The organism is Streptomyces niveiscabiei (assembly GCF_033794345.1).
In the GTDB taxonomy this organism is placed as follows: domain Bacteria; phylum Actinomycetota; class Actinomycetes; order Streptomycetales; family Streptomycetaceae; genus Streptomyces; species Streptomyces niveiscabiei.
This window is the reverse complement of sequence record NZ_JARAYJ010000004.1, coordinates 216,751-231,461: the sequence shown is the minus strand read 5'-3', so window position 1 is coordinate 231,461 and position 14,711 is coordinate 216,751. Positions and strand designations below refer to the sequence as shown.

Below are 14,711 nucleotides of genomic sequence, written 5' to 3'. Positions count from 1 at the left end.
CCTGCTTACGCGTGCTCTGTCTTGTCTTGCCGGGTAAATCCGGTGGTGCGTCTCAGCTCTGGTTGAAGAACCCGCCCTCTGCGATGCGGGCCTTGTCCTCCGCCGTGACATCGACGTTAGCAGGAGACAACAGGAACACTTTCTGTGTCACCCGCTCGATGCTGCCATGGAGACCGAACACCAGACCGGCGGCAAAGTCGACAAGTCGCTTCGCATCCGTGTCGTCCATCTCGGTGAGGTTCATGATCACCGGGGTGCCCTCACGGAAGTGTTCCCCGATGGTACGGGCCTCGTTGTAGGTCCGCGGGTGAAGCGTGGTGATCCGGTAAGGCTCTCGTTCGGACACGACCTTGGGCATGATCACCGGTGCGTTCTTCTCCAGGGACTGACGTTCTTGTGTGATGGACGCCACGGGCGCGATGCGTGCGGGGCGTCCGGATTCCGCGGTCGGCGCCGCCGCGCGGACCACCGGCTCACGAGGGGCGGGGGGTTGGACGATTCGCACCTCTTCGTCCCTTTGGGACTGATGTGCGTTGTGCGACTGGTGCGACGGTTCGTGCCGCCGGTGGTCGCGCTCGGGTTCGTCCAGCTCGGGTTCGAAGTCGTCATCGGGGTCGAAGCCCCGGCCGTCGTACCCATCGTCCTCCACGAGGCCGAGGTAGACCGCCATCTTGCGCATCGCGCCGGCCATGCTCTGAGTCCTCCGCTCTGTGGTGGATCGGTTGACGACTGCCAAGTCCCGCGATCCACGTGGCCCTTGTGTCCGCCTCCTGGCGGGTAATGACCATATTTTCTACTGTGGTCCGACTTCCTGGCGACGTTACCCGAGCCGAGGACGGACTCCGAGTACCGCACTGCCGACGCGCACATGTGTCGCCCCGGCCGCCACGGCCTGCTCAAGGTCCGCACTCATCCCCGCTGACACCATGGTGGCAGCCGGATGGCTCCGGCGCAGGTCGGTCGACAAATCCATCAACCGCTGAAACGCTGCCCGTTCACGCCCGGCGTACTCACCGGTCAGCGGAGCGACGGTCATCAGCCCGTCCAGCCGCACCCCCGGCGAGGCCGCGACGAGCCCGGCCAACTCCCCGATCCCGCCCGGCGCGACGCCCCCGCGCTCACCCCGCGCGCTCTCCCCCGCGTCCAGCGCGACCTGGATCAGGCACCCCACCTCGCGCCCGGCCCGCTCGGCCTCCTTCGACAGCGAGACGACGAGCCGGTCCCGGTCGACGGACTGCACGAAATCCGCGTAACCCACCACGGAACGCGCCTTGTTGGTCTGCAACTGCCCGACGAAGTGCCAGGTCAGCGGCAGATCCGCGCATTCGGCGGCCTTGGGCGCGGCGTCCTGGTCCTTGTTCTCGGCGACGTGCCGCACACCGAGTTCCGACAGCATCCGCACATCGCTCGCCGGGTAGGTCTTGGTGACGACGATCAGCGTCACCTCCGACCGGGCCCGCCCGGCGTCCGCGCACGCGCGCGCGATGCGCTCCTCCACCTTCGCCAGATTCCCGGCGAGTTCGTCCTTACGGTCCGTCATGCCCCATCAGTCCAGCCAGACATATCCCGCGAGTCGCCCTGTGGCGCCGTCGCGGCGGTACGAGAAGTGGTCGTGCGACTCCAGCGTGCACACCGGCGACTGCGCCCGGTCGCGCACCCCGAGCCGTTCCAGCTGCGCGTGCACCCCGGCGGCGACGTCGACGGCGGGAGTGCCCCAGCTGGTCTCGGCGTGCGCCGCCGGTTCGAGCGCGGCGACCTCGGCACGCATCTGCGACGGCACCTCATAACACCGGCCGCAGACCGAGGGCCCGGTACGGGCGACGATCCGGGCGGGCTCGGCACCGAGCTCCGCCATCGCGCGTACGGCACTGGCGACGACGCCCTTCACCATGCCGGGGCGGCCCGCGTGCGCGGCGGCGGCGACACCGGCGACCGGGTCGGCCAGCAGGACGGGGACGCAGTCGGCGGTGAGGACGGCGAGGGGGAGGCCGCGGCGGGCGGTGACGATCGCGTCGACCTCCGGCACCGGCTTCGCGCCCCAGGGCTCGGTCACGACTTCGGCGTCGGCGCCGTGCACCTGGTTCATCCAGACCACCGACGCCGGGTCGAGACCGAGCGACTTGGCGGCCAGTTCACGGTTGGTCAGGACGGCGGCCGGGTCGTCGCCGACCGCGCCGCCCAGGTTGAGCTCCTCATACGGAGCGGCGCTCACCCCGCCCCACCGGTCGGTGAAGGCGAAGTGCGCGCCGCGCACGCTCTCGCGCTGTCCTATCACTTCAGGAAGTCCGGTACGTCCAGTTCCTCGGCGGCGCTGTCCGAGTACGTCCGCGACGGCGGGACCGGCGGGCTCAGCGGGGGCAGGTCGGCGACCGGTTCCGGCGCGGGCTCCGGGTCCTCCTTCGGCGTCACGCTGCCGAGCGAGCCGAAGGACGGGCGGGACTCGGGCCGGCTGACCGGCGCGGGCTCCTCGCGGCGGGTGGAGGCCGAGCCGATCACGTTGTCGCGCCGGGCCGGGGGCTGGCCCCCGTCGAAGCCGGCCGCGATGACGGTGACGCGGACCTCGTCGCCGAGGGCGTCGTCGATGACGGCGCCGAAGATGATGTTCGCCTCGGGGTGGGCGGCCTCGGAGACCAGCTGGGCTGCCTCGTTGATCTCGAACAGGCCGAGGTCGGAGCCGCCGGAGATGGAGAGCAGGACACCGCGGGCGCCGTCGATGGAGGCTTCGAGGAGCGGCGAGGAGATGGCCATCTCGGCGGCGGCCACCGCGCGGTCGTCGCCGCGGGCCGAGCCGATGCCCATGAGCGCCGAACCGGCCTCGGACATCACGGACTTGACGTCGGCGAAGTCGAGGTTGATCAGGCCCGGGGTGGTGATGAGGTCGGTGATGCCCTGGACGCCGGAGAGCAGGACCTGGTCGGCCGACTTGAAGGCGTCGAGGACGGAGACCTGGCGGTCCGAGATGGACAGCAGCCGGTCGTTGGGGATGACGATGAGGGTGTCGACCTCTTCGCGCAGCTCCGCGATGCCGTCCTCGGCCTGGTTGGCGCGCCGGCGGCCCTCGAAGGTGAACGGGCGGGTGACCACGCCGATGGTGAGGGCGCCCAGGTTGCGCGCGATGTTGGCGACGACGGGTGCGCCGCCGGTGCCGGTGCCGCCGCCCTCGCCCGCCGTCACGAAGACCATGTCGGCCCCCTTGAGGACCTCCTCGATCTCCTCGCGGTGGTCCTCGGCGGCCTTGCGGCCGACGGCCGGGTTGGCGCCTGCGCCCAGTCCTCGGGTGAGTTCGCGGCCGACGTCGAGCTTGACGTCGGCGTCGCTCATCAACAGCGCCTGCGCGTCGGTGTTGATGGCGATGAACTCGACGCCCTTGAGACCGACTTCGATCATCCGGTTGATGGCATTGACACCACCGCCGCCGACACCGATGACCTTGATGACTGCGAGGTAGTTCTGCGGTGCTGCCACGTCGAAGGCCTCTCGCCTCGAATTACGTTGTCGCCGCTGCCCGGTTGCCCGAGCCCCGACGACGGATGCCGAATGGGACGGTCCGTAGCGCCGACCCGAACCCTAACGCTGAAGTTTAGGGTTACCAGTGTGTCTGTTCCTTGGAGTCTTCCGAACAGGACACTAAGTCGACAAGTGGCGCCCGTTCAACGAACACGCCGAACCTCCCGTTTTTCTTTTCACCCTATGTGATCAGCCATGTCGCTGCCCAACCAGGGTGCTGGCCTGCGCGTATGTGCGTCAACTCCCTGATGACGCAGGGGCGGTGGGGACGCTCACGTCGAAGTGCCGGGCGTCCGGCGCGGCTTTCATGAGGGCACTGAGCGTACGGGCCTTCGCCGCGCCCTTCTCGGCGCTCCCCCACGCGACCGTGCGACCATCCGTCAAGTCGAGTGAAATATCGTCGTACGAACGAACTTTGACGGTTTTTGTGGTTTTCAGCACGCCGGACGGAAGGCTGCCGGCCGCGCGGACGGCCTCGCGGACGAGGCGGTCCTCGTCGAAGCGGCGCAGACTCGCGGCGGTCGAACCGGAGTTCGTGAGGGCCAGTTCCAACAGGGGCGCGCCCTTCGGCGGTTGAGGGACCGTCGCGAACCGGACGCCCTCGCCGTCGACCTCGGTGTACCCGGAGCCGTGCCGGATCAGCAGGACCGGGGTCCGCTCGGTCACCTCGATCGTGACGCCGTGCGGCCACGAACGGGCCACGTCCACCTCGCCGATACGCGGCAGGGCCCGCTGGAGACGTGACGCGATCTCGTCGGTGTCGATCGACACCAGCGGTGTGTCCAGCGGGACTTGAGCCGCGTCCTGGACCTGCTCCGGCGTCAGGACGTCCGTCCCCGACACCGAGACGTCCTCGACGCGCAGCCACGGGGAGCCGTACAACACCCAGGCGCCGCCCGCCCCGAGGAGGACGGCGGCGACGGCCAGGACGACGATCAGGCGGAGCCTGCGCGGGTCCAGGCGGCGGACGAGGGGCGGGCCGGTGGGTCCCTGCCGACGTTCCGCACCGCGCTCGACGGTGGAGGGTCCTCCGGCCACGCTGCCCGCCCTTTCTCGATGCCGCTAACGGCGCGTCTAACGGCGCGAGGCGATCGCCTCGTACACCATGCGGACGAGCAGGTCGTCCGCGTCCCGGCGGCCGAACTCGCTGGCCGCGCGCGACATCTCGTACAGCCGGTGCGGGTCGGCGAGGACGGGCAGGACGTTCTCCCGGACCCATTCCGGCGTCAGTTCCGCGTCGTCGACCAGCAGTCCGCCACCGGCCTTGACCACCGGCTGGGCGTTCAGCCGCTGTTCGCCGTTGCCGATGGGCAACGGGACGTAGGCGGCCGGGAGTCCGACGGCGGAGAGCTCGGCGACGGTCATCGCGCCCGCGCGGCAGAGCATCATGTCGGCCGCGGCGTACGCGAGGTCCATCCGGTCCAGGTAACTTACCGGGATGTACGGGGGCATCCCCGGCATCTGCTGCACGTGCGGCAGTTCGTTCTTCGGGCCGACCGCGTGCAGGATCTGGATCCCGGCCTGCTGGAGCCAGGGCGCGACCTGCTGGACGACCTCGTTGAGCCGCCGGGCGCCCTGCGAACCGCCGGAGACCAGCAGCGTCGGCAGGTTCGGGTCGAGGCCGAACAGGTGGCGGGCCTCGGGGCGGGCCGCGGCGCGGTCCAGGGTGGAGATGGAGCGGCGCAGCGGGATGCCGATGTAACGGGCGTCGCGCAGCTTGCTGTCGGGCGTGGAGACGGCGACCTGGGCGGCGTACCGGGAGCCGATCTTGTTGGCGAGGCCGGGGCGGGCGTTGGCCTCGTGGATGACGATCGGCACGCCGAGGCGCTTGGCGGCGAGGTAGCCGGGCAGGGCGACGTACCCGCCGAAGCCGACCACACAGTCCGCCTTGGTGCGCTCCAGGACCTGCTCGGCCGCCTTGATGGTGCCGCGCAGCCGGCCCGGGACGGTGATCAGCTCGGGGGTGGGCTTGCGGGGCAGCGGTACGGCCGGGATCAGCGCGAGTTCGTAGCCCCGCTGCGGGACGAGCTTGGTCTCCAGGCCGCGCTCCGTCCCCAGGGCCGTGATGCCCACGGTCGGGTCCTGCCTGCGCAGCGCGTCCGCGAGGGCGAGCGCGGGCTCGATGTGGCCGGCGGTCCCTCCGCCTGCGAGTACGACATGCACCGAAATTCACCGCTCTCCGGACGTACGTGCCGGGGCACGCCGTCGCATCGTGTTCCATCTCCGGGGTTCCCGAGGACCCCCGCCCCGCTTTCTAGCAGAACGGGTCTGCCGCATCGCAAGCGCCGCCCGCGCAGCGGGGTCCTCACGCGCGAACGCGATCAGCAGCCCGATGGCGAACATGGTCGGCAGCAGGGCCGAACCCCCGTAGGAGAACAGCGGGAGAGGGACACCGGCGATCGGCAGCAGGCCGAGCACCGCACCGATGTTGATCACGGCCTGGGCCATGATCCAGGTGGTCACGCCTCCCGCGGCATACCTGACGAAGGGGTCCTCCGTGCGTCCGGCCACGCGGATACCCGCATAGCCTAGAGCCGCGAAGAGGGCGAGGACCGACAGCGTCCCCGCGAGGCCCAGTTCCTCACCGGTGACGGCGAAGATGAAGTCGGTGTGCGCTTCGGGGAGTTGGCCCCATTTCTCCACGCTCGCGCCGAGGCCGGAACCGAAGATGCCGCCCGACGCGAGGGCGTAGATGCCGTGCACCGCCTGCCAGCAGTCCACCGGTCCCGCCTTGGGGTCCGTGGCGCCGATGCACTGGAGGCGGGCCATGCGGTTGGGGCTCGTCTTGATCAGGATCAGCCCGATCAGGGTGGCGATCGACAACACCCCCACGAACAGCCGCGTCGGCGCTCCCGCGAGCCACAACAGGCCGAAGAGCACGGCCGTCAGGATGATCGCCGTGCCCATGTCGCCGCCCAGCATGATGAGTCCGAGCAGCATGAACGCGACCGGGACGAGCGGGACGAGCATGTGCTTCCACTGCGCGAGCAGCTTCTTGTCCTGCTTGCGCGCGAGCAGATCAGCCCCCCACAGCACGAGCGCCAGCTTCCCGAACTCGCTCGGCTGGATCTGGAACGAGCCCCCGAGCGAGATCCAGTTCTGGTTCCCGTTGACGGCCACCCCTATCCCCGGCACCTGCACGAGCGCCATCATGAACACGGCCCCGGCGAGAATGGGGTACGCGAGCGCCCGGTGCAGCTTGACGGGCATCCGGGACGCCGCCACCAGCAGCAACGCCCCGATGGACGCAGCGAGGAACTGCTTGCGGAAGAAGAACGTGCCGGGCAGGGACTGCTGCAACGCGGTGATCTGCGACGCGGAGTACACCATCACGAGCCCGAGGACGGTGATGAGGAGACTTCCGCCGAGGATCAGGTAGTAGGCGGTGAGGGGGCGGTCCCAGGCTTTGCGGGCGCGGGTGTGGAGGCGGATGAGAGGGTTGTCACGCCGCTTGGGACTGCGAACAACCGGCCGCCGCACAGTTCTTTGGACGGGAGGACCCCCGGTACGACTGCTAGGCACCGGCAGCACCCCGTCTTTTAGGGGCGCGGGGCCCCGACATTTGCGGCTCCGCCACGGGGGCGCGACCAGCCCCCCACGACCCGCAGCCGAACATCACGGTCCCTCCCATAGCTCGCCCCGGCAGGCGGCCGGGTCAGGTGCCGGCGAGTTCGCGAACCGCTTGCGCGAACGCGTCCCCACGCTGGTTGTAGTTGGTGAACATGTCCATCGAGGCGCAAGCCGGGGCGAGAAGAACGGTGTCGCCCTCGGTCGCGAGGCGTTGAGCCTCCCGCACCGCCTGGAGCATCGCCCCAGTGTCGGTCCGGTCGAGGTCCACGACCGGTACCTGCGGGGCGTGTCGCGCGAGGGCCTCCCGGATCAGCGCACGGTCCGCGCCGAACAGGACGACGCCGCGCAGCCGTTCGGCGGAACCGGCCACCAACTCGTCGAAGGCGGCGCCTTTCGCGAGCCCTCCGGCGATCCACACGACCGACTCGTACGCGGCCAACGACGCCTGCGCGGCGTGCGTGTTGGTCGCCTTGGAGTCGTCGACGTAGGAGACGCCGTCCACGTCGGCCACATGGGCGATGCGGTGCGCGTCCGGCGTGAACGCGCGCAGCCCGTCGCGGACCGCCTTGGCGGGGACGCCGTACGCGCGCGCGAGGGCGGCGGCGGCGAGGGCGTTGGCGATGTTGTGCGGGGCGGGCGGGTTGACGTCCGCGACCTCGGCGAGTTCCTGCGCGTTCTGCTGCCGGTTCTCGACGAACGCGCGGTCGACGAGGATGCCCTCGACGACGCCGAGCTGGGAGGGGCCCGGCGTGCCGAGGGTGAAGCCGATCGCGCGGCAGCCCTCCTCGACGTCCGCCTCGCGCACCAGGTCCTCGGTGGCCTTGTCGGCGACGTTGTAGACGCAGGCGACCCGGTTGCCCTCGTACACGCGGCCCTTGTCGGCGGCGTACGCCTCCATGGAGCCGTGCCAGTCGAGGTGGTCCGGGGCGAGGTTGAGGACGGCGGCGGAGTGGGCGCGCAGGGAGGGCGCCCAGTGGAGCTGGTAGCTGGAGAGCTCGACGGCGAGGACGTCGTAGTCCCCGTTGACCGCGTCCAGCAGGGAGACGCCGATGTTGCCGACGGCGGCCGTACGCAGGCCGGCGGCCGTCAGGATCGACGCCAGCATCTGCGTCGTCGTCGTCTTGCCGTTGGTGCCGGTGACGCACAGCCAGGGCGGGGCGTCCGGGCCGCGCAGGCGCCAGGCGAGCTCGACGTCGCCCCAGATCTCGACGCCGGCCGCGCGGGCCGCCGTGAAGAGGGGCTTGTCGGGCTGCCAGCCCGGCGCCGTGACGACGAGGCCGGTGCCCTCGGGCAGGGTGCTGCCGTCGCCGAGGCGGACGGTGACGCCGAGTTCACGGAGTTCGTCGGCCTGCGCGCGTGCGCGGTCGCCGTCGCCGTCGTTGACGACGGTGACCTCCGCGCCGAGCCCGCGCAGCACCTTGGCCGCCGGGACGCCGGAGACGCCGAGTCCGGCGACGGTGACGTGCTTGCCCTGCCAGTCGGTCACTTGTCCGCTGCCCATCCCGCGTAGAAGAGGCCGAGTCCGACGATCACGCAGATGCCCTGGATGATCCAGAAGCGGACCACGACCAGGACCTCGGACCAGCCCTTGAGTTCGAAGTGGTGCTGGAGCGGTGCCATCCGGAAGACGCGCTTGCCGGTGAGGCGGAACGAGCCGACCTGGATGACGACCGACATGGTGATGAGGACGAACAGGCCGCCCATGAGGGCCACGAGCAGCTCCGTGCGGGAGCAGATCGCGAGGCCGGTCAGCACACCGCCGAGGGCCAGCGAGCCGGTGTCGCCCATGAAGATCTTCGCCGGGGAGGTGTTCCACCACAGGAAGCCGAGGCAGGCCCCCATCAGCGCCGCCGACACCACGGCGAGGTCAAGGGGGTCTCGTACCTCGAAGCAGGCGTTGGGGTTGGTGAGCGTCTCGCCGTTGGCGCAGGACTCCTGGTACTGCCAGACGCCGATGAACGTGTACGCGCCGAAGACCAGCACCGAGGCGCCGGTGGCGAGGCCGTCCAGACCGTCCGTCAGGTTCACGCCGTTGGACATGGCCAGGATCATGAACAGCGCCCACACGACGAACAGCACCGGTCCGATGGACCAGCCGAAGTCCGTGATGAACGACAGTTTCGTGGACGCGGGCGTATTGCCTCTGTTGTCCGCGAACTGGAGCGACAGCACCGCGAATCCGATGCCGACGATGAGCTGTCCGGCCATCTTCGCCTTGGCCCGCAGACCCAGCGAACGGCGCTTGACGATCTTGATGTAGTCGTCCAGGAAGCCGACCAGACCCATGCCGATCATCAGACCGAGCACCAGCAGGCCCGAGTACGTCGGGGGCTTGCCGGCGATGATCTTCGCGCCGAAGTAGGCGACGACCGTCGCGAGGATGAACGCGATACCGCCCATGGTCGGCGTACCGCGCTTGCTGGCGTGCTCGCGCGGGCCGTCGTCACGGATGTACTGGCCGTACCCCTTGCGCGCCAGCAGCTTGATCAGCAGCGGGGTGCCGACCAGCGACAGGAACAGACCAATGACTCCCGCGAACAGGACCTGTTTCATCATCGGGCGGAAACCTCGCCCTCAGCGGCGAGCAGCGCCTCGGCGACACTCTCCAGACCGACCGATCGGGACGCCTTCACGAGTACGACGTCCCCCGGGCGCAACTCGCTGCGCAACAGGTCGACAGCCGCCTGTGCGTCGGACACGTGCACCGACTCCTCACCCCACGAACCCTCGTTGTATGCGCCCAGTTGCAGCCAGGCGGCCTCCCGGCCGCCGACCGCGACGAGCTTGCCGACATTGAGCCGGACGGCGAGCCGTCCGACCGCGTCGTGCTCGGCGAGCGCCTCGTCCCCGAGCTCGGCCATCTTGCCGAGCACCGCCCAGGTCCGCCGCCCCTTGCCCATGGCCACGAGCGCGCGCAGCGCCGCTCGCATGGACTCGGGGTTCGCGTTGTAGGCGTCGTTGACGATCGTCACGCCGTCCGGGCGCTCGGTGACCTCCATCCGCCAGCGGGAGAGGGTGCCCGCCCCGGAGAGCGCCTCAGCGATCTCCTGTGCGGACATGCCCAGCTCATGGGCGACGGCGGCGGCGGCGAGCGCGTTCGACACGTGGTGCTCACCGTACAGGCGCATGGTCACGTCACTCGCACCGGAGGGTGTGCGAAGCCTGAAGGAGGGCTGTCCGCTGTCCGTGAGTCGCACGTTCTCGGCGCGTACGTCCGCTTCGTCGCTCTCGCCGAAAAGGACCACCTTCGCCGTCGTACGGGAGGCCATGGCCCGCACCAGGGGGTCGTCGGCGTTGAGGATCGCGGCGCCGTCCGCCGGCAGCGACTCGACCAGTTCGCCCTTGGCCTGCGCGATCTGCTCCCGGCCGCCGAACTCGCCGATGTGGGCGGTGCCGACGTTGAGGACGAGGCCGATCTTCGGGGGCGTCAGCTGTGTGAGATAGGCGATGTCGCCGATGTAGCGCGCGCCCATCTCCAGGACGAGGTATTTCGTCTCGTCGGTGGCGCGCAGCGCGGTCAGCGGCAGGCCGATCTCGTTGTTGAGGTTGCCTTCGGGCCAGACGGTCGGCGCGTGGCTGTTCAGCACCTGGGCGATGAGGTCCTTGGTGCTGGTCTTGCCGGCCGATCCGGTGAGCGCGACGGGGGTCGCGCCGAGGCGTCGTACGACATGGCGCGCGAGGGCGCCCAGCGCCTTGGTGACGTCGTCCACAACGATCGCGGGCGCGTCCACCGGGCGGGACGCCAGGACGGCGACCGCGCCCGCGTCGACGACCTGGCGCGCGTAGGCGTGGCCGTCGGCGCGTTCGCCGACGAACGCGACGAAGAGGCTGCCGGGTCCGGCCTCGCGGGAGTCGCGGACGACGGGTCCGGTGACGCGCGCGGACGGATCCGGTATGGCGTGCATCTGCCCGCCGACGACTTCAGCGATCTCGGCGAGGGAGAGGGCGATCACAAGTTCATCCCTGGGTCTTCTGGATAGCTTCGCGAAGCACCTGGCGGTCGTCGAAGGGACGGATCACGCCGGCGATGTCCTGGCCCTGCTCGTGGCCCTTCCCCGCGACCAGCACGGTGTCCCCCGCGTGCGCGCGGGCCACGGCCGCCTCGATGGCGGCGGCGCGGTCCTCGAACAGGAGCACCTCGCCGCGCTCGTGCGCGGGCACGGAGGCGGCGCCGTCGAGCATCGCGGTGAGGATCGCGAGGGGGTCCTCGGAGCGGGGGTTGTCGGAGGTCAGTACGGCCGTGTCGGCGAGCCGGGCCGCCGCCGCGCCCATCGGCGCGCGCTTGGTGACGTCCCGGTCGCCCCCGCAGCCGAGCACGATGTGCAGCCGCCCCTTGGTGACCTTGCGCAGCGCCTTGAGCACCGACTCGACCGCGTCCGTCTTGTGCGCGTAGTCGACGACCGCGAGGTACGGCTGTCCCGCGTCCACCCGCTCCAGGCGCCCCGGCACGCCGGGTACGGCGGCGACGCCCTCGGCGGCGGTGTGCGGGTCGACGCCGGCCTCGACGAGGGCGACGATCGCGGCGAGGCTGTTGGCCACGTTGAACGGGCCGGCGATCGGCGACTTGGCGGCGATCCGGGACCCGTCGGGGGCGACGACCGTGAAGTCCGAGTCCATCGCGCCGATGTGGACGTCCACCGCGCGCCAGTCGGCGTCCGGGTCGCCCTCGGCGGAGAACGTGACGACCGGGACCTCGGCCTCGGCGGCGAGCCTGCGGCCGTACGCGTCGTCGTAGTTGACGACCCCTCGCCTGCTGCGCTCCCTGGTGAACAGGGTGGCCTTGGCCCGGAAGTAGTCCTCCATGTCGGAGTGGAACTCCATGTGTTCCGGGCTGAGGTTGTTGAAGACGGCGACGTCGAAGACCACGCCGTCGACCCGGCCGAGCGACAGGGCGTGGCTGGAGACCTCCATGGCGAGCGACTCGACGCCGCGCTCGCGCATGACGGCGAACAGGGCCTGGAGGTCGGTGGCCTCGGGGGTGGTGCGCTCCGACTTGATCTGCTCGTCGCCGATGCGGGTCTCCACCGTGCCGATGAGGCCGGCGGGGGCCTTCAGGCCGCCCTCGACGAGGTAGGCGGTGGTGGTCTTGCCCGAGGTGCCGGTGATGCCGATCTTCAGCAGGGCCTCGGCCGGACGGCCGTAGACGTCGGCGGCCAGTTCGCCCATCCGCGCGCGCGGGTCGTCGACGACCAGGACCGGCAGGCCGGTCGCGGCGGCGCGGTCGGCGCCCGCCGGGTCGGTGAGGACGGCGGCGGCGCCCTGGGCCGCGGCCTGGGCGACGAAGTCGGCGCCGTGCGTGCGCTCGCCCGCGCGGGCGACGTACAGGTCGCCGGGGCGGACGGCGCGCGAGTCGTGGGTGATGCCCGTGACCTCCGCAGCGCTCTCGTCTTGCCGCCGCGCGCCCAGCCGGTCGGCGAGGTCCGCGAGGGGTGTCGCGGTGACCTGCTGCGGCCGGGGTGTCTGGTGGTTTCGGGACTGATCAGCGTGTGGCACGGCGGTGAGCGTACCGGGCCGACCCGCTCCGGAGCGAAGCGAGGACGGGGGCGGGGTGTGGTTCCCCGGGTCGGGAGTGATCATGGTCACGGGCTGGTTCCTGGCTGTTCGGCGCTGAACGGGAGGGGCGGGGGTTTCATGGCGTTCGTGGCGTTTGCGGTGCTCATGGGGTGAACGTCACCGGCAGGCTGGCGGGCTTCGCGCCCGTCGGCGGGACCTGGAGGGTCTTGAGGGCGAACTCCATGACCTGCTTGAAGATCGGGCCGCAGATCTGGCCGCCGAAGTAGCTGCCTTTCGTCGCGTTCTGGATGGCGCAGTAGACGGTGACGCGCGGGTTGTCGGCGGGCGCGAAGCCCGCGAAGGAGGACGTGTACCCCTTGTACGTGCCGGTGACGGGATCGACTCGGTTGGCGGTGCCGGTCTTCCCGGCGACGCGGTAACCGGGGATGCGGGCCTTGGTGCCGGTGCCCTCCCGGTCGTCGACCACGGACTCCAGCATCTGGCTCAGCGTCCTGGCGGTCTTCTCGCTGACGACCCGTGAGGTCCGCGGCGCGGGCGCGGGCGTGAACCGTCCGTCGGGGCCCTCGGTGCCGCGCACGAGCGTCGGTTCGACGCGTACGCCGCCGTTGGCGATCGTCGAGTACACGGAGGCCGCCTGGAGGGCGCTGACGGACATGCCCTGGCCGAACGGGATCGTGTACTGCTGCGAGGTCGACCAGTCGGCGGCCGGCGCGAGGATGCCGCGCGTCTCGCCGGGGAAGCCGAGGCCGGTGGGCTGTCCCACGCCGAACTTGCGCAGGTAGGAGTAGAGGACCTGGTTCGCCTCGGGCTGGGTCCTGCCGAGCTGTCCGGTGGCGAGGATGGTGCCGATGTTGGACGACTTGGCGAGGACGCCGTTGAGGGTGAGGTACCAGGTCGGGTGGTCGATGTCGTCCTGGAAGAGCCGGTCGCCGCGGTGCAGCCGGTTCGGGACGGTGACCTTGGTCAGCGGCGTCGCCGCGTTCTCCTCCAGGACCGCCGCCATCGAGACGACCTTCGCGGTCGAGCCGGGCTCGTAGGCGTCCTGCACGGCCGCGTTGCCCATGTTCGCCGAGGTCGCCGAGGACAGGTCGTTGGGGTCGAAGCCCGGGGAGTTGGCCATGGCGAGGATCTCGCCGGTGCGCGTGTCCTGGACGATGACGTAGCCGCGATCCGCCTTCGACTTCTGGACCTGCTCCGTGATCGCGTTCTGCGCGGCCCACTGGATGTCCCGGTCGATGGTCAGCTCGACGTCGGAGCCGGGTACGGCGGGCGTCTCCGTCGATCCGGCCGTCGGCACCTGCCGCCCGCCGGACTGGGCGTAGCGGATCTTGCCGTCCTTGCCCGCGAGGAGCTTGTTGAGCTGCTGTTCGACGCCGCCCCCGCCGACGCCCTCCGCGTTGACCCAGCCCAGTATCCCGGCGGCGAGGTCGCCGTTGGGGTACACGCGCTTGCTGCTGGGGACGGAGAAGACTCCGCCCAGGACGTTCACGGCCGTCTTGTCGGTGCTGGCCTTGCCCGCGAGGGTGGCCCGCAGGTCGCGGATCTGCTTCCAGACCTGCGGGGTCTGCCGGGACGCCAGCTTCGCGTACCGGGACGCCGAGTTCTTCGGCCTCAGCTTCTTGACCAGGTCGGCCTGGTCCTGGCCGAGGATCGGCGCGAGGAGGGCGGCGGCCTGCTCGGGGCCGTCGTCGATCTTCAGCTGCTTCGCCGAGAACATCGTCGGGTCGGCGGTGATGTCGTACGCGTCCTCGCTGGTCGCCAGGGCTACGCCGCTGCGGTCGGTGATCTCGCCGCGCTCCGCCGCGAGGACCTGTCCGACGTACCGGTTCTGCTCGGCCTTCGCGGTGTACGTGCTCGCGTCGACCGCCTGGACCTGGAGGAGGCGGACGACGAAGGCGCTCAGGACGAGGCCGAGGGCCACGCCGACCAGCCGCAGGCGGGGCCTCGGGCTGCCGAGGCGCAGAGGTTTGGGGGCTGCGGCTGGGGAGCGGGGGGGTGCGGGGCGGCGGGCGGGGGGCCGGGCGCCCGGGGCGGGCCTGCGCGGGGCGCTCTGCGCGGGGCGGGGCGGGCGGGCGGGGCCGGGGACTCGGCGGCGGGGCGGTTCCCTGTCGGACACTTCC

The 14,711-nt window shown here is 70.7% G+C and carries 12 protein-coding genes; all 12 read right to left on the bottom strand.

Annotated features, from left to right (window positions below; genetic code table 11):
- Positions 1-52: 52 nt before the first annotated feature.
- On the bottom strand, positions 53-691 hold the full coding sequence (locus PV682_RS07350; RefSeq protein ID WP_055718454.1) for a cell division protein SepF: 639 nt from the start codon (positions 689-691) through the stop codon (positions 53-55).
- Positions 692-820: 129 nt separating this feature from the next.
- Positions 821-1,540 carry a YggS family pyridoxal phosphate-dependent enzyme gene (locus PV682_RS07345; RefSeq protein WP_319725255.1) on the bottom strand — a complete coding sequence of 240 codons (720 nt, stop codon included), beginning with the start codon at positions 1,538-1,540 and terminating at the stop codon, positions 821-823.
- A 6-nt stretch (positions 1,541-1,546) separates the two neighbouring features.
- On the bottom strand, positions 1,547-2,275 hold the full coding sequence (gene pgeF / locus PV682_RS07340) for a peptidoglycan editing factor PgeF (protein WP_319725253.1): 729 nt from the start codon (positions 2,273-2,275) through the stop codon (positions 1,547-1,549).
- Positions 2,272-3,465 (bottom strand): cell division protein FtsZ, encoded by a 1,194-nt coding sequence (gene ftsZ / locus PV682_RS07335; RefSeq protein WP_055718457.1) that lies wholly within the window; start codon positions 3,463-3,465, stop codon positions 2,272-2,274. Before ftsZ ends, pgeF begins: the two co-directional genes overlap by 4 nt.
- Before the next feature lie 279 nt (positions 3,466-3,744).
- Complete coding sequence (locus tag PV682_RS07330) at positions 3,745-4,545, bottom strand: cell division protein FtsQ/DivIB (RefSeq protein ID WP_319725250.1); 801 nt, start codon at positions 4,543-4,545, stop codon at positions 3,745-3,747.
- A 36-nt stretch (positions 4,546-4,581) separates the two neighbouring features.
- A complete protein-coding gene (gene murG / locus PV682_RS07325; RefSeq protein ID WP_055718459.1) occupies positions 4,582-5,670 on the bottom strand; it encodes an undecaprenyldiphospho-muramoylpentapeptide beta-N-acetylglucosaminyltransferase in 1,089 nt (362 codons plus the stop codon).
- Positions 5,671-5,676: 6 nt separating this feature from the next.
- Entirely contained in the window at positions 5,677-7,029 is a 1,353-nt protein-coding gene (gene ftsW / locus PV682_RS07320) for a putative lipid II flippase FtsW (RefSeq protein WP_319725246.1), read from the bottom strand.
- A 133-nt stretch (positions 7,030-7,162) separates the two neighbouring features.
- Positions 7,163-8,578: a UDP-N-acetylmuramoyl-L-alanine--D-glutamate ligase gene (gene murD, locus PV682_RS07315; protein ID WP_319725244.1), complete on the bottom strand. Its 1,416-nt coding sequence runs from the start codon at positions 8,576-8,578 to the stop codon at positions 7,163-7,165.
- Positions 8,560-9,633 carry a phospho-N-acetylmuramoyl-pentapeptide-transferase gene (mraY, locus tag PV682_RS07310; protein ID WP_055718462.1) on the bottom strand — a complete coding sequence of 358 codons (1,074 nt, stop codon included), beginning with the start codon at positions 9,631-9,633 and terminating at the stop codon, positions 8,560-8,562. The genes murD and mraY overlap by 19 nt, the downstream gene beginning before the upstream one ends.
- Entirely contained in the window at positions 9,630-11,030 is a 1,401-nt protein-coding gene (locus PV682_RS07305; RefSeq protein WP_319725239.1) for a UDP-N-acetylmuramoyl-tripeptide--D-alanyl-D-alanine ligase, read from the bottom strand. The genes mraY and PV682_RS07305 overlap by 4 nt, the downstream gene beginning before the upstream one ends.
- A 4-nt stretch (positions 11,031-11,034) precedes the next feature.
- A complete protein-coding gene (locus PV682_RS07300; RefSeq protein ID WP_319725237.1) occupies positions 11,035-12,660 on the bottom strand; it encodes a UDP-N-acetylmuramoyl-L-alanyl-D-glutamate--2,6-diaminopimelate ligase in 1,626 nt (541 codons plus the stop codon).
- 73 nt (positions 12,661-12,733) lie between these two features.
- Positions 12,734-14,707, bottom strand: a complete 1,974-nt coding sequence (locus PV682_RS07295) for a peptidoglycan D,D-transpeptidase FtsI family protein (RefSeq protein ID WP_319725235.1) — start codon at positions 14,705-14,707, stop codon at positions 12,734-12,736.
- Between the last annotated feature and the right edge of the window lie 4 nt (positions 14,708-14,711).